The following is a 23,232-nucleotide window of genomic DNA, read 5'->3' on the forward strand; positions in this document are numbered from 1 at the left end:
CAAGCGGCATTTCTGAGGCGCTTATATCCTCCCAGGTGCTACCTATTCGTGTCCCCTAAATTTCTAACTCCAAGAACTTTCAATGAATAAATTTAACCACAATGTATTGAATATTACAGTCGTCTATTTCGGCATAATTTCGCTTGGACTTTCTCAACCCCTCTTTAATGTCGTTGAGCTTTTTCAACGCGAGTTTCAGATCAGTCTCACTGGATTAATTCTGATCGTCATATGTTTTCAATACGTTGTGACGGGACTTCTAGTTTTATTTAGGTTGATCCTAGGCAAGTGGGGCGAGAAATTTGATTATGTGGTTTATTTAGGGGCCCTTATCAGCCTATTGAGGCAGCTTCAGATAAACTATTTAGAAACGGAATTCCTTTCCCCGTCACAAAAGACTGGCGTGGCAATCGTCTTAATTTTAGGGGCGATTGTCGCAATTTTATTATTCAAACGGGTAATTGATCAATTTAGTTATTTTCTTGGAATGGTCTCTCCAATCTTAGGCATCTATTTTGTAATTACTATGATGCCGCACGTCGCAATTGGCGATACACGAACTGTGGATCAAATAAACTCAGCCCCCACACCATCTAACCCACCAATCATTTTCATTGTTTTAGACGAATTAAGCCTGCCCCTGCTTCTGAACAATGAGGGTGATATAGACAAATCAAAGTATCCAAACTTTTATGCGCTTGCTCACGAAAGCGTCTGGTTTCGACAGGCAATATCCAATTATCCAAGTTCTAGCCTCTCCTTTCCAAGCTTCCTTACAGGCAGGCTTAACCTAAACAAAAATGACATGAAGTTTCCCCAAGACGTGGAAACTTTGCCTCCGACGAGTCTCCCGCGGTTCCTAATTAAAAAGGGATATAATGTATCCATTTTAACCGATTTTTTTGGCTGCAAAGGCAAAGACTTTGAATGTCCCCGATACCTTTCTGATCAGAATTTTAACTTTATTTGGCGTATATTTTCAAAGTTTGTTCAGGAGTTTGGGCCAGATTATTTAGTCGATCGATATCTTCCATTTTTACATGGTGGGCTTTTGAATTTCCAATATGAATCCGTGCTGCACGTGGCAAAAACGGCCAAGTCAGATACGTTTTATCTTGTCCATTTATTGACGACCCACGCACCATATGTTTTTGCGGAAACGGGAGACTACCTTTATTCACCTGATCTAAAAATGGGCACTGGCGCAAATTATTCCAATACTCTTTTAAATTATAAAAAGCAGGTGACGTACCAAGACAAACAACTTGGAAAGTTGATAGAATCATTTAAAAAATCTGGTCTCTATGAAAAAGCAGTCATTGCCATAATTGCAGATCATGGAAACTGTTGGACAGCTAAGTGTCCTGGACGCGTGTACCCAAGCCAAATTAGAACCATTGAACCCAGTCTCCCCAAAATTCCGGTATTTATTCGGGCACCGGGACTTAAGCCCAGAGTTGATGATGGTGATTTTCAACTTATCGATATCATGCCAACAATTATTGATGCTGCGGGCTTCTCTGCAGGCGAGCTGACAGGTATAGACGGAAGGTCCGCGCTTCTTGGCATAGAGACAACTCGACCGAGGAATTTTATTTTACAGTCATCTGGGGAAAGTGTTGACGTTGGTTTACCGGTTCGCCGTATTATTGTAAAATCTGAGTAATTCGCCGTGAAGACAGGCATTTTTCTATTTTACCCCGAATATGATAAGTTTTACGTCCTTCGGTTTTTAAGGTCTTTCCGAATTTCATGCCCCTATGACGATATTATCTAAAATTATCCCCATCATCCTCTCTGGCGGATCAGGTACGCGGCTTTGGCCGCAATCGCGGAACTCGTTTCCAAAGCAGCTGCTACCGTTTGTGTCGGATCATAGCTTGCTGCAGGAAACTGCGTTGCGATTAACCGAAGACCAGATTTTTGCGCGCCCTGTTGTGGTTTGTAATCTCGAGCATCGGTTCCTTATTTTAGATCAATTGCGTGAGGTTTCTGTAGAACCTGCCGATGTCATCGTTGAACCCACCGGGCGCAATACGGCCCCTGCCGCTGCCGTTGCCGCACTTTGTGCTGTTGAAACGGATCCTGAAGCGATCCTTTTCTTATTGCCCTCAGATCACGCAATCCAAAACCAAGCCGCGTTTTTGAATGTCGTTAACTTGGCCGCAGCATCTGCCAAAGCCGGGCATTTGGTCACCTTTGGAATTGAGCCGCACGCTCCTGAAACGGGCTACGGGTATATCAACAAGGGTGCGCCCTTGAACGGACTAACAGGATGCTGTGCGGTTGAGAGCTTTGTCGAAAAACCAGACGTGAAAACGGCCGAGGGTTATCTTGAAACAGGATCTTATCTTTGGAACAGTGGCATGTTTGTCTTCAGGGCGGGCGTCTATCTGGAAGAACTGGAACGTCTGAATCCCGCAATCCTTACGTCCTGTCGAAAGGCACTGGCGGCCGGCGGCACGGATGAAAATTTTCAATTTTTAGATAAGAACGCATTTTCTGAAAGCCCGTCGCTCTCCATCGATTATGCCGTCATGGAGCACACCGATAAAGCAGCCGTGGTCCCTGCCGACATGGGATGGAGTGATGTTGGCACATGGAAATCCCTTTGGCAGGCGACTGAAAAAGATACGGATGGCAACGTGCTAAAAGGCGATGTTCTATCGATCAATTCTAAAAACTCTTATATTTCCAGCCAAGACCAATTGGTTGCCGTGGTCGACCTGGAAGACATTGCCGTGATTGAGACCGAAGACGCTGTCTTGGTCATGCCATTGGACAAATCGCAAGACGTACGTGACGTCGTGAAGCGTCTGAAGTCCGATGGACGCGAAGACTACCTGACCCACCCCAGGGTCTACCGCCCTTGGGGCAATTACAAGACCATGGACAAAGACGAGGGGTTTCAGGTTAAGCGCCTGACGGTAAATCCTGGCCAACGCCTCAGTCTTCAAAAACACCAGCACCGCACCGAACATTGGACTGTGGTCGATGGCATCGCACGAATTACGATAGGAACCAGCATCTCAGACGTTATGGAAAACAATACGGTTCTAATTCCAGCTGGCACGGTTCACCGTCTGGAGAACATAACATCCGACCCCTTGGTTGTGATCGAGGTCCAATACGGCAGCTATCTGGGCGAAGACGATATAGAACGCTTGGAAGATGATTATGGCCAAGCCATGAAGATTCCCCCCGAGTCCGATCCCGGAATCAGCTAGTTTCTCTTATTCGCTAGGATAATCCCTCTCCCATGTGCGGTATAGCCGGCAGCACGACTGCCACCAGCGATGTTCTCCAGACGATGGGCGCGCGGTTGCGCCACCGGGGACCCGACAGCGATGGCACCTGGCAAGCACCTGGCGGGATTTTGGGACTGGCCCATACCCGGCTCAAGGTTATTGATCTTAGCGACGGCGGCCATCAACCGATGGTCTCTGACGACAGACGGTTCGCGCTGGTCTTCAACGGCGAAATCTACAATTACAAAGCCTTACGACGTGACCTTGAATCAAAGGGTGAGTCGTTTAGATCGGACAGTGATACCGAAGTGCTGTTCGTGCTGTTGCGTCGGGAGGGGAAAAAGGCTTTGGCCCGGCTCGTCGGTATGTTTTCTTTTGCATTCTGGAACGGAGAATCGGGTGAGCTGTTACTGGCCCGCGACCGACTTGGCATCAAGCCGTTGGTCTATGCGCCTCTCGCCAATCGACAAATCGCCTTTGCCTCCGAAATCGAAGCACTTCGCGCGCATCCTGGGATTGATCTCAATATTGACCGCCAAGCGGTATCAGAATTTCTCGCCTGTCTTTATGTTCCCCAACCGCTCTGTATTCATAAGGGCATCCGTAAACTGCCGCCCGGTCATACACTGACGTGGCGCGCTGGAACCACAACCATCGAGCCCTATTGGCAGCCTGCATTTAAGGGAACCCGGCAGCCCACCCTGGATGAAGCTGTCGAGGAAATCTTGCCCTTGGTACGCCAATCCGTGATCGACCGGCTGGTAGCCGACGTTCCGGTCGGATGCTTTTTATCCGGCGGAATTGATAGCTCTGTCATTGCAGCCTTGATGGCAGAAGAATCGAAAGCTCAAGGTGGGCCTGCGATCAAGACCTTCACCATGACCTTCGATGAAGCCACCTATGATGAGCGTGCCGCCGCCAAGCAGGTCGCCGACCACATCGGCAGCGACCATACGGAACTGCCCGCGAGTTCAGATCTCGCCTCGCGCCTAAACAAAACTCTGAAGGCATTTGGTGAACCCTTTGGAAATCCGACATCATTGCTGATAGACGATCTTTCCAGGAAGGCCCGCGAACATGTGACGGTCGCATTGGTCGGTGATGGCGGGGACGAAGTCTTCGCCGGGTATCCCCGCTACAAGGGCGGCCTGTGGGCACAAAAATATCGGCACCTACCGGGATGGCTTCGACGCGGCGTTGTTGCCCCAATAGCAGGCCTCATTCCGGAAAGCACCGAGGGCCGTCATGGACTTAGGCGGGCACGGGAGTTTTTAACTTCGGCCAGCCTTCCTGATGCGAATATGTACGCCGCCTGGGTCGAATATTTTTCGCCGGAAGAACGCGCTCAGATGTTACCAGAGGATACGGCACCGAAAAGTCCCATCGCCGAGCTTTACCAAAAATCGCCCTCAGACCACCCGCTTGATGCCATGCAGCAAACCGATCTGCAATCGTTCCTGCCAAGTAATTTATTGGCCTACGGTGATGCCATGAGCATGCGGCATAGTTTGGAACTACGGCTGCCGCTGATTGACCATCGCTTGGTCGATGCCGTCGGAACCTTAGCTCCGGGGCTTAGGGTTCAAGATGGCATGAAGACACTGCTACGCGCCGTGGCCCAGAAGTTATTGCCCACACATATCGTCGATGCACCAAAGCGGGGATTTAATCCGCCCATGGGGGTTTGGCTGAAAAACGATTTAGCCAGCATGGTGAAAGACCGGCTGACCCCTGAACGAATGGCGGATGTCGGCCTCGCATGGGAGCCAATCGACCAGCTGCTGAGCGAACATCACGGCAGCCGTCGCGATCATTCGCTCAAAGTCTGGGCGTTGTTGGTTCTTGATACGTGGCGGGATTCTAGGCGAGGGTCGATAAACTAAGTCCGGGTTTGTAGCAGGTAGGCCTGCTCGGATATAAATAGGGGCTATGAATTTACCCCTTTTCGCCGGAATATTCGTCGCCGTTTTTTTGCTGTCGCTTGGCGGCACACGCTTGGCGCTGGGCTACCTAAAGCAACGCGCCATCCTCGATCACCCGAACGAACGCAGCAGCCACACAATCCCGACACCTCGGGGGGGTGGCTTGGCTGTTAGTGCCGTTCTTATTGCCGCCTGGGCCGTTCTGGCCCTTACAGGTTTCGGCAATCTTCCTCAAATTTTAATTCTTTGTGTGGTGGCCTCTGGTCTGGCCGTCCTGTCGTGGCGTGATGACTTGCGTCCGTTACCGGCCAGCCTGCGCTTAGTTGGACAGGTTGTTGCCGTCAGCGTTGCTTTGATTTCCGCCCCCAACGAGGCTGCGTATTTCGGCGGTTTTCTACCTCCGATTCTGGACACAATTGCTGCTGGAGTCTTGTGGATTTGGTTTCTTAATCTGTTCAACTTCATGGATGGCATCGATGGGATTACGGCAACGGAAACGATCGCCGTTTGCGTTGGTGTCATGTTGATTACAGCGGGCGCAACGAGTGGGTTGTTTCCCTATGCCCTGGTCACAACTGCGGCGGCATTAGGGTTTTTGTGGTGGAACTGGCCACCTGCGCGGATTTTTCTGGGTGACGTGGGGAGCATCCCCCTAGGATTTCTTTTGGGCTGGATCCTTTTGTCCTTGGCACAAGAGGGCTACGGGGCAGCGGCCTTAATCCTGCCGGCGTACTATTTTGCCGACGCAACCTTGACCTTGGGTCGGCGGGCGATTCGCGGGGAACGGGTGTGGCAGGCCCATAAACAACATGCCTATCAACGTGCCGTGCAGCGGGGATGGAGCCACCAGTCTGTTGTCCTGGCGATAATGCTGACAAACCTTGCCTTGGTTGGACTGGCGGTATTCGCCACCACGAATCCCTCTCTTACAGCGCAAGCATTGATTGGTACAGGTGTCGTGGTAGCCGGAATAATTGTTGTCCTTCAAAAGGTTGGCGGAAATAAAAACTTATGAAAATTCTCTTCATCAGTGATAATTTTCCGCCGGAAACCAACGCGTCCGCCACCCGCGTGTTCGAACGCGCGTGTTATTGGGTCAAGTGGGGGCACGAAGTCACGATCGTGAGCGGCGTGCCAAATTTCCCCCAAGGAAAAGTTTTTGAGGGCTACAAAAATACTTTTCAGACGGAAACGATGGAAGGCATGCGGGTGGTCCGCGTTAAAACCTACATCGCACCAAACAGAGGGAAATTCCGCCGCGCCCTCGATTTTCTTAGCTTTCGGATCAACGCCGCGCGAGCTGCGAAGAAAGAACCCCGGCCTGATTTGATTTGCGCGACCTCCCCTCAACCGGGCGCCGCCTTGGCTGGATTGGACGCTGCTAAACATCACGGCGTGCCCTTTATTTTTGAGCTGGGCGATCTCTGGCCGGCGTCAATTTCGGCTGTTGGCGCGATGGAAAAAAGCTTTCTCTACAACCAGATGGAACGCCAGGAACTTTCCATGTATCGGCGATCCAATGCGGTTGTCGCCCTGACCGGTGCCTTTAAACAAGATCTGATCCGCCGGGGTATTGACGGCAATAAAATCGACGTGGTGATTAACGGGGTTGATACCTGGCGCTATGGCCCCCGTGGCCGTGACCCTGAGCTAGCGCGGGAATTAGGCCTTACCGATGAATTTGTCGTTGGATATGTCGGCACCCACGGCATGGCCCATGGGCTCGGCAACGTTTTAGATGCGGCTGAAATTGTTGCGGCGAAAAAACAGAAAATTCGATTTTTGTTGGCGGGTGCTGGAGCAGAGCGCGAAGCCCTCATCGCAGCCGCCGAACAGCGTGGCCTGAACAACGTCTTATTTTTATCCATGCAGCCCAAGGAACGCATGCCGCAAGTTTGGAGCCTCTGCGACGTCGCCTTGGTTCATCTCCGCGATGACCCAACCTTCGCCGAAGTCATTCCTTCTAAAATATTTGAAGCCATGGCCATGGGGCTGCCCATCATCGTGAGTGCGCCACGCGGCGAAGGCAGCCGCATTGTCGAACGAGACCGTGCCGGGTGTTGGGTTCCAGCGGGTGACGCCTTGGGTTTGGCCGGGGCCGCGATGTTGTTTGAAAAAAACCGCGATGGCTGCCGCGACTTTGGTGCACAAAGCCTTGCCGCAGCCCCTGGGCATAGCCGAGAAATTCAAGCGCGTGAGATGCTAAGTGTGTTTGAGCGGGTGATTAAAGGTAGGGCTTCTTGATGCGGGTGCTGGTCACAGGGGCAACGGGTTTTGTTGGTCGGGCGCTGGTGCCTATGCTGACCCAGGCTGGGCACGATGTCACCATCACGGTCCGTTATGGTCCGTCTGCGGATCATTTGAAAAATGTTCGTTTGAAAAATATCGGAGAGATTGGTCCAGAGACAAACTGGCAAGAGGCGCTTAGCAATTTCGACGCCGTTCTACATCTGGCAGGTCGCGCCCATGTAATGGCTGAATCCGACGCTGATCCCCTTGCCGCGTATCGACGCATTAATCGGGATGGCACGAAGCGATTGGCCGAAGCGGCAGCTGATGCAGGTGTTAAGCGACTGGTCTTTCTTAGTTCTATCAAGGTCAATGGCGAACGAACGACCAATCACCCCTACAGCGAAGCAAGCACGCCGCAACCTGAAGATGCCTATGGCCAGTCCAAATGGGAGGGCGAGCAGGCGCTTCATGAGATCAATGGATTGGAAACGGTCGTCGTGCGCACGCCTCTGGTCTATGGCCCACATGTAAAGGGAAATTTCCGCTCGCTACTGAATATCTGCAGAAAGACGGTGCCGCTTCCTTTGGGGGGTCTTCAGAATAGGCGCAGCTTGATTTATGTCGGTAATTTGGCTGATGCACTGATCAGGTGCCTCACGCATCCCAAAGCCGCTGGCAATCTCTATCTTGTCCGGGATGGCGATGATGTCTCTACAACAACCTTGATAAAAAGCACAGCTCAGGCCCTTGGAAAGCAGACCTATTTATTTCCTGTCCCCAGATTACTGCTCCGGGCTGGCGGTGCATTAACCGGCAAAAGTGGTATGGTTTCCAGACTCATTGAGTCCCTGGAAGTTGATGATTCTGCAATCCGGCGCGATCTAGACTGGACGCCACCATTTACCATGGTACAAGGACTAACCGAAACGGCAACTTGGTTTAGGTCTGTATAAGTAAGGACGTCGCTGATTTGAAAGTATTTAAGGCCATTCCTGCCCGCGGACTCATCGTCTTCGCACATGATATTTTCATGGCAACGGTATCGTTTCTTGCCGCTCTTTACCTGCGCATCGGTGATGGTATTTTCTATTACCCCACGGACATCTTGTTGCAGGGTGCTGGCGTTTTCGTGGTTATCGCCACCGGAGTGTTCTGGTACATGGATTTGTATCGCGGCGTGTGGCGGTATGCATCGCTTAATGATTTATTGGCAATCACCCGATCTGCCACACTCGTTATCCTTATTTTCTTGCTGGTGATGTTTACCTGGACCCGGCTGGAGGATCTTCCGAGATCTTTGCCGATTATCAATTGGGGCGTGTTGATGGCGCTGTTGGGTGGGCCTAGGTTTTTCTATCGATTGCTAAAGGATCGTCAGTTTGAATTTGTTCTGGAAGATGAAGACCACCGCCGAATCCCTGTATTGTTAGTTGGCGCAGGCGATGAGGCCGAACAGTTCATCCGCGCCATGGAGCGCCAAAGTGACGGTAATTACAGAGTCGTCGGAATTGTCGCCGAACGCGCGGCCCGAGTAGGTCGTAATATCCACGATGTCCAGGTTCTTGGTACGACCGACGATTTGGACGACATTGTCGAAACGTTGCAACGATCAGGTCGGCGCCCGGAACGTCTTATTTTAACCTACGATACGATGAACGGGACAAAAGTTCGGAACTTGCTCGACAGAGCGGGTGCCCTGGGAATGACCCTCGCGCGCTTGCCCAAATTGACCGATTTCAGGACAGGAGTCACAGATGCAGCATCACTCGAGGTTAAGCCTGTCGCGGTGGAAGACCTTCTCGGTCGGCCGCAAGCAGCGTTGGACCGTGACGCCATGGACCGCCTGATCAAAGGCCGCCGGGTTTTGCTAACCGGCGCTGGCGGCAGTATCGGTAGTGAACTTGCCCGACAGATTTCTGCCTTTGCCCCTGCCGAGCTGGTTTTACTCGATAATTCTGAGTTTAATTTATATTCAATCGATATGGACCTCAGCCGTCATGCACCAGAAACCCCGAGGCGCGCCGTACTGGCCGATGTCCGGGACCGCGCCCGGTTGGATGAAGTTTTTACTGATGTTTCGCCGGAACTGGTATTTCATGCGGCCGCCTTAAAGCATGTTCCGATGGTCGAGGCCAACGTGGTTGAAGGTGCCCGCACCAATATTCGCGGCACAGCAAACGTTGCGGAATGCTGCGTAAGTTCTGGCGTTGATGCCATGGTTCTGATTTCGACGGACAAGGCGGTCAATCCCACCAGCATCATGGGTGCCACCAAACGCGTCGCCGAAAGTTATTGCCAAGCACTGGACCTGAAGCGCAGTGGCGGTGAGGGAACACGCTTCGTTACCGTTCGTTTTGGTAATGTACTTGGGTCCACGGGATCGGTTGTGCCGTTGTTTGAAACGCAGCTTCGAGCCGGTGGGCCCCTGACAGTAACTCACCCCGAAATGACGCGTTATTTTATGACGGTCCGCGAGGCAGTGGAATTGGTTTTGCAGGCCTCAGCATTTGGGACGACCACTTTCAAGGAAGACGGCAAAATCTTTGTTCTGGATATGGGTGAGCCGGTTCTGATTCTGGACTTGGCCAAACAGATGATCCGTTTGGCTGGGTTGAAGCCGAATGACGACATAAAAATTGAATTTACCGGACTAAGACCGGGCGAAAAATTGTTCGAAGAAATGTTTCATGGCAAAGAAGCGCCGACACCTACGGCGTGCCCGGGGGTCCTTCTGGCAGCTCCCCGTGCAACGGGGTACGACCAGTTGACCAATACGCTGCGGGAAATTGAAGACGTCTGCGCCACTGGAGACGTCGAGGAAACCAGGGCGGCGATTATCCGCGCCGTTCCTGAATTTATAGGATCAGATGAAAACGCAGTGATCGCGGCAACTCGGTAAATCACACCAAAGGAAATTCTGAAGTTATGAGCGAGAAAATTCAAAGAGCATTATTATCCGTTTCCGATAAATCCGGGCTTGTAGAATTAGGCACGTTTTTAGTTGAGAACGGTGTTGAAATTTTATCCACCGGAGGATCTGCGAAAGCGTTGCGTGACGCGGGCGTTGCCGTCACTGAAGTTTCGGATCACACCGGATTCCCAGAAATCATGGATGGCCGAGTTAAGACCTTGCAGCCAAAAATTCATGGCGGCTTGCTGGCTGTCCGGGATAATGCGGAACACCAAGAAGCGATGGACGCGCACGGAATTGCGCCGATTGATCTGTTGGTGGTGAACCTCTATCCGTTCGAAGAGACTGTCGCAGGCGGTGCCGACTTCGATACCTGTGTCGAGAACATCGACATTGGCGGCCCGGCAATGATCCGGGCTGCAGCAAAAAACCACGCCTTCGTAACCGTGGTTGTTGATCCCGGCGACTATGATCGAGTCATGGCAGAAATGAAAGCCAATGATGGTGCGACGACCGCTGATTTCCGGCGTGAATTAGCAGCCACTGCCTATGGTCGGACGGGGGCCTATGATGGCGCGATCAGCACGTGGTTTAATGGTGAAATCGGCCGCACCTTCCCGCCGAACATCGCCTTGGGGGCGTCGTTACGCCAAGTCACCCGCTACGGTGAAAACCCCCATCAGGAAGCTGCTTTCTACGTTACCGGCGATGACCGGCCTGGTGTCGCTGCGGCCACACAATTGCAGGGTAAGGAACTCAGCTTCAATAACCTAAACGATACCGACGCCGCGTTTGAGCTAGTGGCAGAATTCGACGGAACCGCCTGTGCGATTATCAAGCATGCTAATCCTTGTGGCGTAGCAATTTCTGACACGCTGACCGATGCCTATAAAAAGGCTTTGTCGTGCGACACGGAAAGTGCCTTTGGCGGGATTGTTGCCGTGAACCGGGCGCTTGATGGCGACACCGCAACGGAAATTGCGGACTTGTTCGCCGAGGTTGTCATCGCCCCGGAAGTTAACCTTGAAGCCAGAGAAATCTTGAGCGCTAAAAAGAATCTGCGCGTCTTGGAAACCGGTGGCATGCCGGACCCGGCAAGCGATGGGATGACAATTCGCGCCTTAGCGGGCGGGTACCTGTTTCAACAGCGTGATAGATTGCTCACGTCTGACGAATTTAAAACCGTGACCGAACGGTTGCCGAGCGAACAGGAAATGGCCGACATGTTATTTGCGTTTGCCGTTGCCAAGCATGTGAAATCTAACGCCATCGTTTATGCCAAAAACGGCATGACTGTCGGCGTAGGGGCGGGTCAGATGAGTCGGGTGAATTCTTCTCGCATTGCGGCGTTCAAGGCCGAACACGCAGCCCAGGTTGCAGGCGATCCGGAAAGCTGGGCCAAAGGGTCCGTTGTTGCCTCTGACGCATTTTTCCCATTTGCGGATGGCTTGTTGTCGGCTGCCGAAGCAGGTGCCACGGCGGTTATTCAACCAGGTGGATCTATTCGCGATGATGAAGTGATTGCCGCCGCCAATGAAGTCGGCCTTGCCATGGTGTTCACAGGCATGCGCCATTTCCGGCACTAGGTCACTTATGAGCCTTTGTCTTCTGAATCTTTGTCCTCAGATGAGGATTGGGCTTTTTTGTCGGTTCCATTTTGGATTAAATCTTTCTTTGATTTAATTGAATCTAAAACAGAATCTGCCTCTTCCCCGCGACCGAGTTTACGCAATAGGACCGCATAGTTTTTGGCGCCTCGCGAATACCGGGGGTGAGCCACTCCAACTGCATTTTTGATAATGCTCAGAGCCCGTTTGAACATTGGCTCTGCCTCCGCATAAACCCCTTGGCGGTAGCGCAGACTTGCCAAGTTATTCAGGCTCGCAGCGACAGAAGGATCGTCAGGCCCCAAAGATTTCTCTCGAATTTCCAACGCTTGGCGATAATTGGATTCCGCATCAGCGTATTTTCGTTGACCTTTATATACCAAGCCCAGATTGTTGAGTGCGGTCCCCACATTTGGGTGTTCCGCACCCAATTTTGTTTTCCAAATTCCTAAGGCGCGACGGAAGAGAGGTTCGGCTCCCTTATAGTCTCTTTGTAGACGGTAGAGTTCGGCCAAATCATTTAAAGACTGTGCAACATCGGGGTGATCTTTTCCGAGTTTCTGTTCGCGCGCCGCCAAATTTAATTCCAAGAGGGATCGCGCTGCGGTAAATTTTCCTTGTCGAATATAAACTCCCGCCAAACTGCTGATAAGGGCGTCCATACTTTCCTGATTATCACCTGCAAGCTCCTTGAGAATATCTAGAGAGCGAGCATAAAGCGGTCCGGCTTGATCGAGTTTTCCCTGAGCCCGATAAAGGGATGCGAGATTGTTCAGAGTTGTTGCGAGAGACGGATGATCATTGCCATAAATTTCTTCTCTAATTGCGAGTGATCGTTTGTAGAGTGGTTCGGCTGCGGCATAGTCACCTTTGGTCTTATGGGTCAGCGCCATGGCATTTAAAATAGTGGCTGCCGATTTATCTTCAGGGCCATTTTCTTTATCACTGATGATCAGGGCTGCTTGGTAGTGGGCTAGGGCGTTATCATATCGGCCTGATTGGAACTCTTCTTGACCTGTGCGATAGGATTTCACCATATCCGCCGGCCCGATGTCTTCTCCATATTGATTGGCGCAAGCCGATAGGAAAGCACCAAAAAGAACCACTGCGACCTGCAGAGAGTTCTGATACTTACGTGAATTTTTTGGTGTTTCGTTGGTCAAATTTCTTTTCCCGTTTGCAGCGACGTCACGCGACGTTATCACGGGTCTGCGTCTCCGACCACGGTCTATTTAAGCCCGTTCTTTGAGTCCGTCCAAATTAGATTTTATTTTTATATAGAGAGGGCTATCGATACCACCGGATTTACGCGCAATTTCCAGCCCTTGCTGATAATTCTGTTTTGCCTCTTGGTGATGATTTTTCTTTTGGCAAATTTCTGCAAGATTGCTGAGGGCTGCTGCAACTTTGGGGCTATCAGGCTTAAGATTGGTTTGATAAATACCCACCGCTCGCTTGCTATACTCATACGCCTCGTCAACATGGCCACGTACTTCGCAAAGGGCAGCCATATTATTTAGTGCTCCAGCAAGCTCTGGGTGGTTTGGGCCAAGTGCTTTTTCTCGCACTTGAAGGGCGTGTTGGTGGTGCACAAGAGCCGCCTCCATATCCCCTCGCATTTCTAAAATATGCGCCAAGTTGGTGTATGCATTGAATAACTTTCCATGATTTGAACGGCGGGCACGGCCGAGTATTTCTATAATTCCTTGCAACAACGATTCGGCTTCTTCATAGCACTCCAATAAAGATGCCATATGGGCGTTGGCTTCCAGGTAGTTGCGATTTTTGGGGCCGTTTAAATAGGCTTTCCGATAGAACGTGAGCGCTTGATCAAAATCGAAATGTCCTTCCGAAATTTGGCCTAGGAGGAAAGCTGCTGCGCCAGCGGTGGGGCCGCTTTTCTTAGACAATTGGTGCAGAAATAATTCGGCTGGCTGCGTATTGTCCAACGCTAAGGCCCGCCATATGGGTGCTATATTTTGCACATCCGTACCTTTGGCCGCATCTTTGGCGAGGCGCTTAATCTCTTCAGCATATTTTACGAGTTTCGTTTTGCGAGCCTCATAGGCCTCCGTCGGTTGTTTTTGTAGTTTGAGAAGCCCCGCTAATTCAATTTTGTATCGGGTTTTTTGGGCTATGTTTTCTGTCGCATCCAACGCATTTGTAACCTGAGCTGTTCTTGTGACAATCCAATCTATGTAATCTTCTATGGTGAAAAATTCTTTTTCTGGCTTCGAATTTGAAAGGTTTGACCCTAGCTTAACAGCCTTCTTTATGGCTGCTGCGCAAATGCCTTTTGTGCTATTTATCAACTTATTAAAGGGATTTTTTTTCGCAGTTGGAAGACGTTTTTTGGTCATAGCGAAACCCCTACTCTCGTATTTCAGAGAATAGGTTACTCAAACCCGCCAGAAATTTCCTTGATGGCAGTCAAGATTGCTTAGAATTTTCTCTCGATAATCGTAGACTCTTCCATTCGAGCTTGGCGGAGATACTGCGCCAGAATGTGCATCAATGATTGGTGGGTGTCTTCGATAACGCCGTAATTATCACCTTCTACTTTCAGGTGCACGTTTGCCAGGTTTCCTGTACGACCACCGGTGAATCCGGTCATGGAAATGACATCAACATTATTTTCCCGCGCCCATTCCGCCGCTCTGACGACGTTTTCCGAATCGCCGGATGAGCTTATTGTGATTAGCACATCGCCAGCTTGCGCCAGTGTCCGCAACTGATAGACGAAGCATTCGTCATAAGAGATGTCATTGGCGATGGCCGTAATCATCTCAATGTTAGCGCTGAGCGAATTTACGCGGGGCAGCAAATCGGTATCGGTCTGAATGCACTTCAAGTGATCGCACACCAGATGGTTTGAAATACCGGCCGAGCCGCCGTTGCCACAAACGTGAACGGTGGCACCGCGTTGATAGGCGGCCTCTAATAACTGCCCGGCCTCTGCCAATTTGTCGCGATCAACGGAGGCCGCAGCTACGGCGTATTTTTCAAAATAATCACCGGCAAAGCCCGCGATATCGGGATATTTTTTATTTGGAAAAGTCATAAATGTTAACGGCTCCTGGTGTCGTCAAGAGGCCGGAGTCTGATCTATTTCCCCGGCATATTCAATGCCGGGGAAATAGAATCTGGAAATGATATCAGGAAATAATTTGTTCGTTGCCGCTATTTGGTATCGGCCGTATCCGCAAGAGCCCGTAACTGGCGGCTGGCAACAGCAACCATGGAGACATCCGACATGCCGGTCGTCCAAAGTTCGGTCAACAGGTGATTTGCCTGATCGACAACGTCTTGATTATGCTCGGTCCACTGAGCCAACGCTTTTTCGGGGGCCATCTTGGGTCCGGCAAAATCAAGAATTTGTGTCGTCATACGCAATTGGTGGCCATAAATTTCTTCAACCAGCGCATCAATTGCGAGCTTTTGCCAGTGCGTCGAGGAATCAAGCCCTTCCGCTGCCGCGCGTAATCTGCCCAACCTAAATTGACTACTCACGAAATAATAAAGGTTGCTTACATGGGCAACGGATATCTTCCGACTTGTCGCCAAGCGAACAATATCACACGCGGTATAAAGATTAACCAAGGCGGCTATTCTATTTGCCAGTTTTTCCGGAACGCCTTTAGCCACGCTTGGTTTTGCTCGCAACCCGATGTCATTGATGTAATGTCGGGGAAGAGCAGCCTCGGTATTATGGGTTAGAACATGGACACCCGCCTGGTATTCTGCAACTTCTGATCCGATATCTAGCGGCCGCTTACCGTGACGGAGGAACCACAGCACGCCCCAATCGATGAGCGCATTGATGGTCAAGTGCATAACCGTCTGAACATTGGCAGGAACTTTATTATCCAAGGATTCAATTTCATCCCAAAGCTCATCCAGGTCAAACACGTTACGGACAATGGTAAAGGCGCGAACGATATCCGCCGCAGGCATACCGGTTTTTTCCATGAATTCGGTAACAAAGGTTTCACCGACCCGGTTGATCATCTCATTGGTTGATACTGTCGCGATGATTTCACGGCGTAGCCTATGTTGCCCAATGTATTCTTTAAACTTTTCGCGCATCGGTGTTGGGAAATACTGGACCAGATCCTTAACAAGAAACGGATCATCAGGGAACGGTGTCTGCAGCAAATCGCCGTACAACCAGTTTTTGGAGTAAGATAGGAGAACGCCAATTTCAGGCCGGGTTAAGGCTTGTTCTGCCTGTGCCCGCTCGGCAATCGTTTCATCATCAGGCAGGTATTCGACGCTACGATTCAAAATATCCAACCGCTCCAACATCCGCATCAAGCGCACTTGATTATCCAGAACCGCGGTTCCTTGGAACTGAGACATTGAAATGGTCTGGGTCTGTTCGTAGTTATCCACCAAGCACAGTTCACCGACTTCCTTGGTCATACTTGCCAAAAAGGAGGTGCGCTGCTTTTGGTCCATCCCGCCGCCAGCAATGGCAGAATTGACTAAAATCTTGATATTAACTTCATGGTCTGAGCAATCGACGCCAGCGGAGTTGTCGATAGAATCTGAATTTAGACGGCCACCATTCAGGCCATATTCGATGCGGCCACGTTGTGTCACGCCCAGGTTCGCCCCCTCACCAATAACTTTAGCGCGGACCTCTTTGCCATTGATCCGAATGGGATCATTAGCCCTATCACCGGCGTCGGCATCTGTTTCATCGGATGCCTTAATGTAGGTTCCAATTCCACCGAACCATAGGAGCCCAACTTCCGCTCGTAACATATGACCAAGTAGCTCATTCGGTGACAGTGCGCTTTGCGTGATGCCGAAACAGGCTTTAATTTCAGGCGTTAGCGTCAGCGACTTTGCCGAACGATCAAATATAGCGCCGCCCTTAGATAAAAGCTTAGCATCATAGTCACCCCAGCTTGAACGCGGCAGCTTGAAAAGCCGTTTTCTTTCAGCCAGGCTTTTCGCCGGGTCCGGATCTGGATCGACGAATATATGCAGATGATTGAAGGCACCCAATAACTTGATGTGAGGCGACAGCATCATGCCGTTGCCGAAAACGTCGCCCGACATATCGCCAACGCCAACGACCGTGAATTCTTCCTTCTGGGTATTGACCCCCATTTCTCTGAAGTGGCGTTTAACTGATTCCCAGGCCCCCTTCGCCGTAATGCCCATTTTTTTGTGATCGTAACCAATACTACCACCGGACGCGAAGGCATCCCCCAGCCAGAAGCCATAATCATCGGAAACGCCGTTGGCGATATCGGAGAATGTAGCGGTGCCCTTATCCGCTGCAACCACCAAATAGGGATCGTCACCGTCCCGCCGAATTGTATTCGCGGGTGGAATCAAACGGCTGCCAACCAGATTATCGGTGATGTCCAACAGACCTGAAATAAAGGTTTTATAGCAAGCAATGCCTTCGTTAATGAAAGCTTCTCTACCCCCTGAGGTAGGCGGTTTCTTGACGACGAAACCGCCTTTTGATCCGACCGGGACGATCACCGCATTCTTTACTTGCTGAGCTTTGACCAGGCCAAGAATTTCGGTCCGGAAATCTTCCCGTCGATCAGACCACCGAAGACCGCCACGAGCAACCATGCCAAATCTCAGGTGCACGCCTTCGATCTTGGGGCTGTAGACAAAAATTTCTCTGAACGGGCGCGGCAATGGCAATTCATCAATATTGCCGGAATCCAGTTTGAACGATGCATAAGCCTTCGGCTCGCCATGACTCGAGCGGCGTTGATAAAAATTGGTCCGCAATGTGGAGTCAACGGCATTTATAAAACGCGATATAATTCGGTCTTCGTCGGCGCTGGTTACTTGGTTCAGCCCATCGCGAATTTTACGGCGGAGATCTTTTGCGCGTTTTTCTGATGTCTTCGCCAAAGTTGGATCAAATAGGGTCGAAAACAAATTGACGATCAGGCGCGTTAACTTTGGGTTGTTGGCAAGGGTTTGCTCCATATAAGCCTGAGAGAAAGCAATTCCAGCCTGTCGCAGATATTTGCTGTAGGCCCTCAGAACAACAACGTCACGCCAGGCCAAACCCGCCTGTAAAACCAACGCGTTAAAGCCATCGCTTTCCATCTGGCCGGTCCAGGTCCTGATAAACGTATCTTGGAAATTTTGATTAACGTCCTCTAGCTTAACCGATGCCCCGCTTCGAGTTTCCACGCCGAAGTCTTGAATCATAACAGTACGGTCGCCGTCATTAAGCGGACGGATACGGAATGGGTGCTCGTCAACAACCCGAAGCCCCATGTGTTCAAGCATGGGCAAAACATCGGATAATGGCACCGCCCGATCTGGATTATATACTTTGAAGTTAAGGCTATGTTTCTTAGCGCCCTTCTGGCGATAAAGCGCCATACAAAGTCTATCGTTGTCGATGGCTTCGTCAATTTTAACAATATCCCCAACCGCGTCCTCGGCGCTAAAGGTGTCCTGATATCCTCTTGGAAATGCCTTACCGTATCGTTCGGTAATTTCCAGTGCGCGCGCTTCACCGTGGGCACGGGTCAGGGCATCCGTTAAGCCACCCGTCCAGGTGCGTGCCTGGTTAACAAGCTCCGCCTCAAGATTAGTGACGTTATAGTTGGGAATTTTCCCAGGCGTTGTTTTGATACTGATGTGCAATCGAGCAAGTGCGGAATCGCCAAATTCAATGTGGTGTGCTGCGACCTTTCCTTTGAAAGTTTTTTCCAAAGTTTTTTGCAGACGTTCGCGCAACGACATGGAGTAAATGTCACGAGGCACGAAAATTAGACATGAGATATATCGATCGAAATTATCGCGCCGCGTAAACAACGCGACCCTTTGGCGTTCCTGAAGGTGGAGTATTCCGAGGCCGGTGTTATACAGATCATCTTCGGAAATTTGAAACAGTTCATCACGAGGATAGGTTTCCAAAACATTCGCAAGCGCTTTGCCACTGTGGCTTGACGATCCATATTGCGCACGGCTGACGACATTTTGAAGTTTGCGGCGCAGAAGCGGAATTTCACGCGGACTGCTGCTATATGCGGATGAGGTAAACAACCCGAGAAATAGTCTTTGGCCAATGACCTTACCGCGACTGTCCATCTTTTTCACGGCTATGGCATCCAGATAAACAGGCCTGTGCACCGGCGACAAAATTTCTGTTTTTATGATAAGTAAATAGCTGGGGTCTGTCTTCGAGACACTTCGAGCAGGCGGCAAGCACGCTAGATCACTGAGAGAAGCATACTCTGCAGTGCGGGCGCTGCGCAGTAATCCGAGGCCGGTATTTCCCTCTACGGAAGCTTTTACTTTTTTTCCAGATCCTTCGAAATTGTATTCCCGGAAGCCAAGGAACGTGAAATTGTTGTCATAGGCCCACCGCAAGAAATCCCGAGATTCATCAACAACTTCTGATGGAATTCCTTTAAACTTTTCCGTTAATTCGTCAATCATAGCCATCATGCTTTCGCGCATCGGGCGCCAATCTTCGACGGATGCACGCACGGCTTTTATTGTCTTGGTTATTTCCTTGGTGATATTTTCAAGTTGCTCAAGCGGCTGTTGGCTGACTTCAAATCTTAACATTGTTTCAGAAGTCGCGCCGGTATCCGGTTCATTCGGTGATAAAACGCGAACAAGCTTGCCGGCCTTGTCTCGCTTAATTTTCAAGACAGGGTGGACGACAAGATGCACCGTCAAATTACGACTGTTTAGCAGTGCTGTAATCGAATCGACCAAAAATGGCATATCGTCGGCAACGATCTCAACCACCGAATGGGCTGATTTCCAGCCGTCCGCCTTCAGGGTTGGATTGTAGGCCCGAACCAACGCTTTTGCGCGTGACCGTGTCGCGCTGAATTCTAGGTGCGCCTTCGCTGCACCCCACAAGGTTGCGGGTTTTTCGGCTTGGATATCCTGAGGCGGGACATCTTTGTAATAAAGCCGGATAAAGGTCTCGACGCTAGAGCCCTTGGATTTTGCCGGTTGTTTTTTCGCTTCCGATACAATTCGATCGACCAACCCGGATTTTTTCTTGCGCTTCAAGGCTTTGACCATCGTCCCCCTCCTTACTCGGCTTGACGGATAATTTCCGCCTAATTATAAAAACCGTAGCTTATTTAATAAATAAATACAAAGACGTCGTGTATTATCTTAAGTTCGCATGGTAATTAGCGCGAATAAAAGTTTTATTAATTAAAGGTGGATTTAATTACACTAAATGCATGATTCAGTTCAGAGAATAAAAAAGTTAAATTGTCATCTGACAATTAACTAGTAATTTTGGCGCTATGAATCTTCGCGATAAATTTCGTTATCTGGATCATCAAATTCAAAAAGTTTTGGATCAAGAGGAACACCAAATCTTGTGCCCAACAGTGAGATGGTCGTTTGAACACCTTGGGCATCGGTGATGGCCCATTTTTTTAAGACCAGAGGACTGTCGCTGAAAATTAACGTGACGGCTCCTTCTGCCTCATCTTCTTTTTTTGTAACCAGCAGTCGAAGTGTGTTTGCACGTCGCTGAATTTTAGCGACCCGGTAATCGCCATCGGTAAAAGAGACCTTCTCCGCCACCAGAACACCCGCTGGCGTGGATTTCAAATCCACATAATTAACTTGTTCCAGTTCTTTGTCATTGTAGATGAGCCAGTGCCCATCCGCGATAATAAGGATCGGAACCGGCGGTTTATATTCAATTCGCATCTTACCGGGCCGGGAAATAAAAAGTTCGCCCTCGGAATACCCCCCCGTCGATGTCACTTGAAGGAACCGTGCCTTTAAGGTCTTCAGATTGTTCAGATACGCCTCTACCCGCTTGATATCCACTGTATCAGTCGCACTATAGGCAGGCCGTTTGGGTGGGTCGGCGAGAACGAGCCCGGAAACAAAAGCGGAAATGATGGAAACGAAAAGGGAGGCAAATAGAAAGATACAGGCTCCGAAAAGCTTATAAGACGTTTTCCCCGTCGTTGCCGATGAGCACCTCACGACGTCCGACTCTGTTCGCTTTACTGACAACGCCTTCACCTTCCATACGCTCGATAATACGCGCCGCGCGGTTATAACCGATTTGCAGATGTCGCTGGATAAAACTGGTAGATGCCTTACCTTCGCGAGCGATCAGCGCAACCGCTTCATCATACAATGCATCACCTTCCGAAGTGTTCCCGCCGACAAGTGCTGTGCCAGGATCATCTGCTTCTTCAGTGACAGATTCAATGTAGTCAGGCGTTCCCACGGATTTCAAGTGGGCAACAACATTTTCAACTTCTTTGTCTGACACAAACGGCCCATGAACCCGCGATATGCGACCACCGCCCGCCATGTAGAGCATATCGCCCTGCCCCAAAAGCTGTTCTGCACCCTGCTCACCAAGAATCGTACGGCTGTCAATTTTCGAAGTGACTTGAAAGCTAATTCTAGTCGGGAAATTAGCCTTAATTGTGCCGGTGATAACATCAACTGAAGGACGTTGTGTCGCCATGATTAAATGAATTCCAGCGGCTCGGGCCATTTGTGCCAAGCGTTGCACCGCCCCTTCAATGTCTTTGCCTGCGACCAGCATCAGGTCTGCCATTTCGTCAACGACGACGACGATTAACGGCAACGGCTCCATGGAGAGCGGCTGATCTTCGATAATCGGTTTGCCCTGTTCGTCAAACCCGGTTTGCACTTGGCGGGTTAGGACCTCACCTTTTTTAGTCGCCTCAGCAACCCGCTTGTTATAGCCGGCTATATTTCGCACACCCAAGTTTGACATGGTCCGGTAGCGGTCTTCCATTTCTCGAACCGTCCATTTTAAGGCCATAACGGCTTTGGGCGGATCGGTAACCACGGGTGCCAATAAATGGGGAATGCCTTCGTAAACGGACAATTCCAACATCTTCGGATCGATCATGATGAATTTGCATTGATCCGGCGTATATTGATAAAGCAGCGAGAGGATCATCGTATTAACAGCGACGGACTTACCCGAACCCGTCGTGCCCGCAATAAGAAGATGTGGCATACGCGCTAAATCAACGGCGACAGGATTGCCGCCAATATCTTTTCCCAAAGCGATATTTAAGCTACCTGACGCGCGTTCCAGGGTATCTGATTCCAACAGTTCGCGCAGATAAACCATTTCACGATCAGCATTCGGCAGTTCAATGCCAATCACGTTGCGACCTGGAACTACCGCCACACGAACCGAAATCGCGCTCATGGACCGGGCAATATCGTCCGATAAACCGACAACTCTGGATGTCTTGGTGCCCGGTGCGGGCTCAAGTTCATAAAGTGTCACGACCGGACCCGGTCGGACCTTCACGATTTCGCCATGTACACCAAAATCTTCCAACACAGTAGATAAGTAATGGGCGTTTTGCTGCAATGCGTCCTTGGCGATACTGACGCCGGTAACAGCTGGTGCCGCCTCAAGAATTTCCAGGGCCGGAATTTGATATTCGTCTTCTTGGCCAAGGTTTAGATTTTGTTGTTTAAGCGCGGTGGCTTTTTTACCTGTTTTTGCGCGCGGGGCTTTTGCTTCAATCTTAGGTTCCGGGGTCGATCGCTGATTTTTTAGCGGTCTGCTAATTGTAGGATCCTTCGGTGTTTTTGGTAACGGAGGAAGACCTTTTCTTGATGTGCCCAATTGAGAGACAAACCTGAAAGCCCGCCAAGTCCGTATCGCCGCACCCACTGTGAAAAATTTTAAGGTCGATAGACCACTTTGGCATTCGGAACTGTTTAATCCGGAGGCCCCGGCGAGCAACGCCAAACCGGCACATCCAAAGATAAAACCGACCGAACCTTCGTTAATAAAAGGTCCTAAACTTTGAGTCCATGCGATGACCTGTGACAGACCCATGGTTCCAATAATTCCGCCCAATTTAACGGCTAAGGGCCATTCCTGAAATTGCGGCAAAGCGCTCAAACCAAATGACATTATGATCATCCCGGCAAATAATTTTACCAGGCGGATACTCGGTCGATGGATGCCCGACTTACGGCAGAGTTTCGTGCCCCAAGCGATCAATGCGACGACAGGGAGAACGCCTGCCAATCCAAATGTCTGTAATAAAAAATCGGCGATGTAGGCACCAGGCAGACCCAAGATATTACCAGGCTGCATATCCGTGACCGCATTCAAGGAGGGATCGCCGGGCGTATAGCTGACCAACAGGGCGGTCAACAACGCTGCGATAGCAAATAAAATAAAGCCACCGGTCTCAAACGCACGCCGGCGGAGAAAATCCAGGGCGGCGTCAGAAAGGAATGCAGTCGGATCAGGCGCAGATATGTATCTTGGCATACCCGATTGTTACTCTGCCATGGTTTACAAT

At 50.4% G+C, this 23,232-nt stretch carries 14 protein-coding genes; 8 read left to right on the forward strand and 6 right to left on the reverse strand.

The features are described 5' to 3' along the window. Nucleotides 1-82: 82 nt before the first annotated feature. From HOM51_09990 to purH, 8 genes are all read left to right on the forward strand, one after another. Nucleotides 83-1,666 carry a sulfatase-like hydrolase/transferase gene (locus HOM51_09990; GenBank protein MBT5034840.1) on the forward strand — a complete coding sequence of 528 codons (1,584 nt, stop codon included), beginning with the start codon at nucleotides 83-85 and terminating at the stop codon, nucleotides 1,664-1,666. Nucleotides 1,667-1,760: 94 nt separating this feature from the next. Further along, the gene (locus tag HOM51_09995; GenBank protein ID MBT5034841.1) at nucleotides 1,761-3,227 is read left to right on the forward strand and encodes a mannose-1-phosphate guanylyltransferase/mannose-6-phosphate isomerase; all 1,467 of its coding nucleotides are present in this window, start codon (nucleotides 1,761-1,763) and stop codon (nucleotides 3,225-3,227) included. A 32-nt stretch (nucleotides 3,228-3,259) separates the two neighbouring features. Next, a complete protein-coding gene (gene asnB / locus HOM51_10000) occupies nucleotides 3,260-5,131 on the forward strand; it encodes an asparagine synthase (glutamine-hydrolyzing) (protein MBT5034842.1) in 1,872 nt (623 codons plus the stop codon). A gap of 46 nt (nucleotides 5,132-5,177) precedes the next feature. Continuing rightward, nucleotides 5,178-6,185, forward strand: coding sequence for a glycosyltransferase family 4 protein (locus tag HOM51_10005; protein ID MBT5034843.1), 1,008 nt, complete (start codon nucleotides 5,178-5,180; stop codon nucleotides 6,183-6,185). Further along, complete coding sequence (locus HOM51_10010; protein ID MBT5034844.1) at nucleotides 6,182-7,414, forward strand: glycosyltransferase family 4 protein; 1,233 nt, start codon at nucleotides 6,182-6,184, stop codon at nucleotides 7,412-7,414. The genes HOM51_10005 and HOM51_10010 overlap by 4 nt, the downstream gene beginning before the upstream one ends. Further along, nucleotides 7,414-8,355 carry an SDR family oxidoreductase gene (locus HOM51_10015; protein MBT5034845.1) on the forward strand — a complete coding sequence of 314 codons (942 nt, stop codon included), beginning with the start codon at nucleotides 7,414-7,416 and terminating at the stop codon, nucleotides 8,353-8,355. The genes HOM51_10010 and HOM51_10015 overlap by 1 nt, the downstream gene beginning before the upstream one ends. A 77-nt stretch (nucleotides 8,356-8,432) precedes the next feature. Next, a complete protein-coding gene (locus tag HOM51_10020) occupies nucleotides 8,433-10,301 on the forward strand; it encodes a polysaccharide biosynthesis protein (GenBank protein ID MBT5034846.1) in 1,869 nt (622 codons plus the stop codon). Nucleotides 10,302-10,327: 26 nt separating this feature from the next. Beyond that, the gene (gene purH / locus HOM51_10025) at nucleotides 10,328-11,899 is read left to right on the forward strand and encodes a bifunctional phosphoribosylaminoimidazolecarboxamide formyltransferase/IMP cyclohydrolase (GenBank protein MBT5034847.1); all 1,572 of its coding nucleotides are present in this window, start codon (nucleotides 10,328-10,330) and stop codon (nucleotides 11,897-11,899) included. 5 nt (nucleotides 11,900-11,904) lie between these two features. Here purH and HOM51_10030 read toward each other — a convergent pair whose 3' ends face one another. The 6 genes from HOM51_10030 to HOM51_10055 form a co-directional block, all read right to left on the reverse strand. Next, nucleotides 11,905-13,083, reverse strand: a complete 1,179-nt coding sequence (locus HOM51_10030) for a tetratricopeptide repeat protein (protein MBT5034848.1) — start codon at nucleotides 13,081-13,083, stop codon at nucleotides 11,905-11,907. Between the two features lie 69 nt (nucleotides 13,084-13,152). Then, the gene (locus tag HOM51_10035) at nucleotides 13,153-14,280 is read right to left on the reverse strand and encodes a tetratricopeptide repeat protein (protein MBT5034849.1); all 1,128 of its coding nucleotides are present in this window, start codon (nucleotides 14,278-14,280) and stop codon (nucleotides 13,153-13,155) included. A gap of 80 nt (nucleotides 14,281-14,360) precedes the next feature. Further along, nucleotides 14,361-14,981, reverse strand: a complete 621-nt coding sequence (locus HOM51_10040; protein MBT5034850.1) for an SIS domain-containing protein — start codon at nucleotides 14,979-14,981, stop codon at nucleotides 14,361-14,363. Between the two features lie 119 nt (nucleotides 14,982-15,100). Further along, on the reverse strand, nucleotides 15,101-19,960 hold the full coding sequence (locus HOM51_10045) for an NAD-glutamate dehydrogenase (protein ID MBT5034851.1): 4,860 nt from the start codon (nucleotides 19,958-19,960) through the stop codon (nucleotides 15,101-15,103). Nucleotides 19,961-20,191: 231 nt separating this feature from the next. Further along, nucleotides 20,192-20,893: an outer membrane lipoprotein carrier protein LolA gene (locus HOM51_10050; protein MBT5034852.1), complete on the reverse strand. Its 702-nt coding sequence runs from the start codon at nucleotides 20,891-20,893 to the stop codon at nucleotides 20,192-20,194. Continuing rightward, complete coding sequence (locus HOM51_10055; GenBank protein MBT5034853.1) at nucleotides 20,853-23,201, reverse strand: cell division protein FtsK; 2,349 nt, start codon at nucleotides 23,199-23,201, stop codon at nucleotides 20,853-20,855. Before HOM51_10055 ends, HOM51_10050 begins: the two co-directional genes overlap by 41 nt. Nucleotides 23,202-23,232: the final 31 nt, after the last annotated feature.

The sequence above is a fragment of the Rhodospirillaceae bacterium genome, from assembly GCA_018660465.1.
GTDB lineage: Bacteria > Pseudomonadota > Alphaproteobacteria > Rhodospirillales > JABJKH01 > JABJKH01.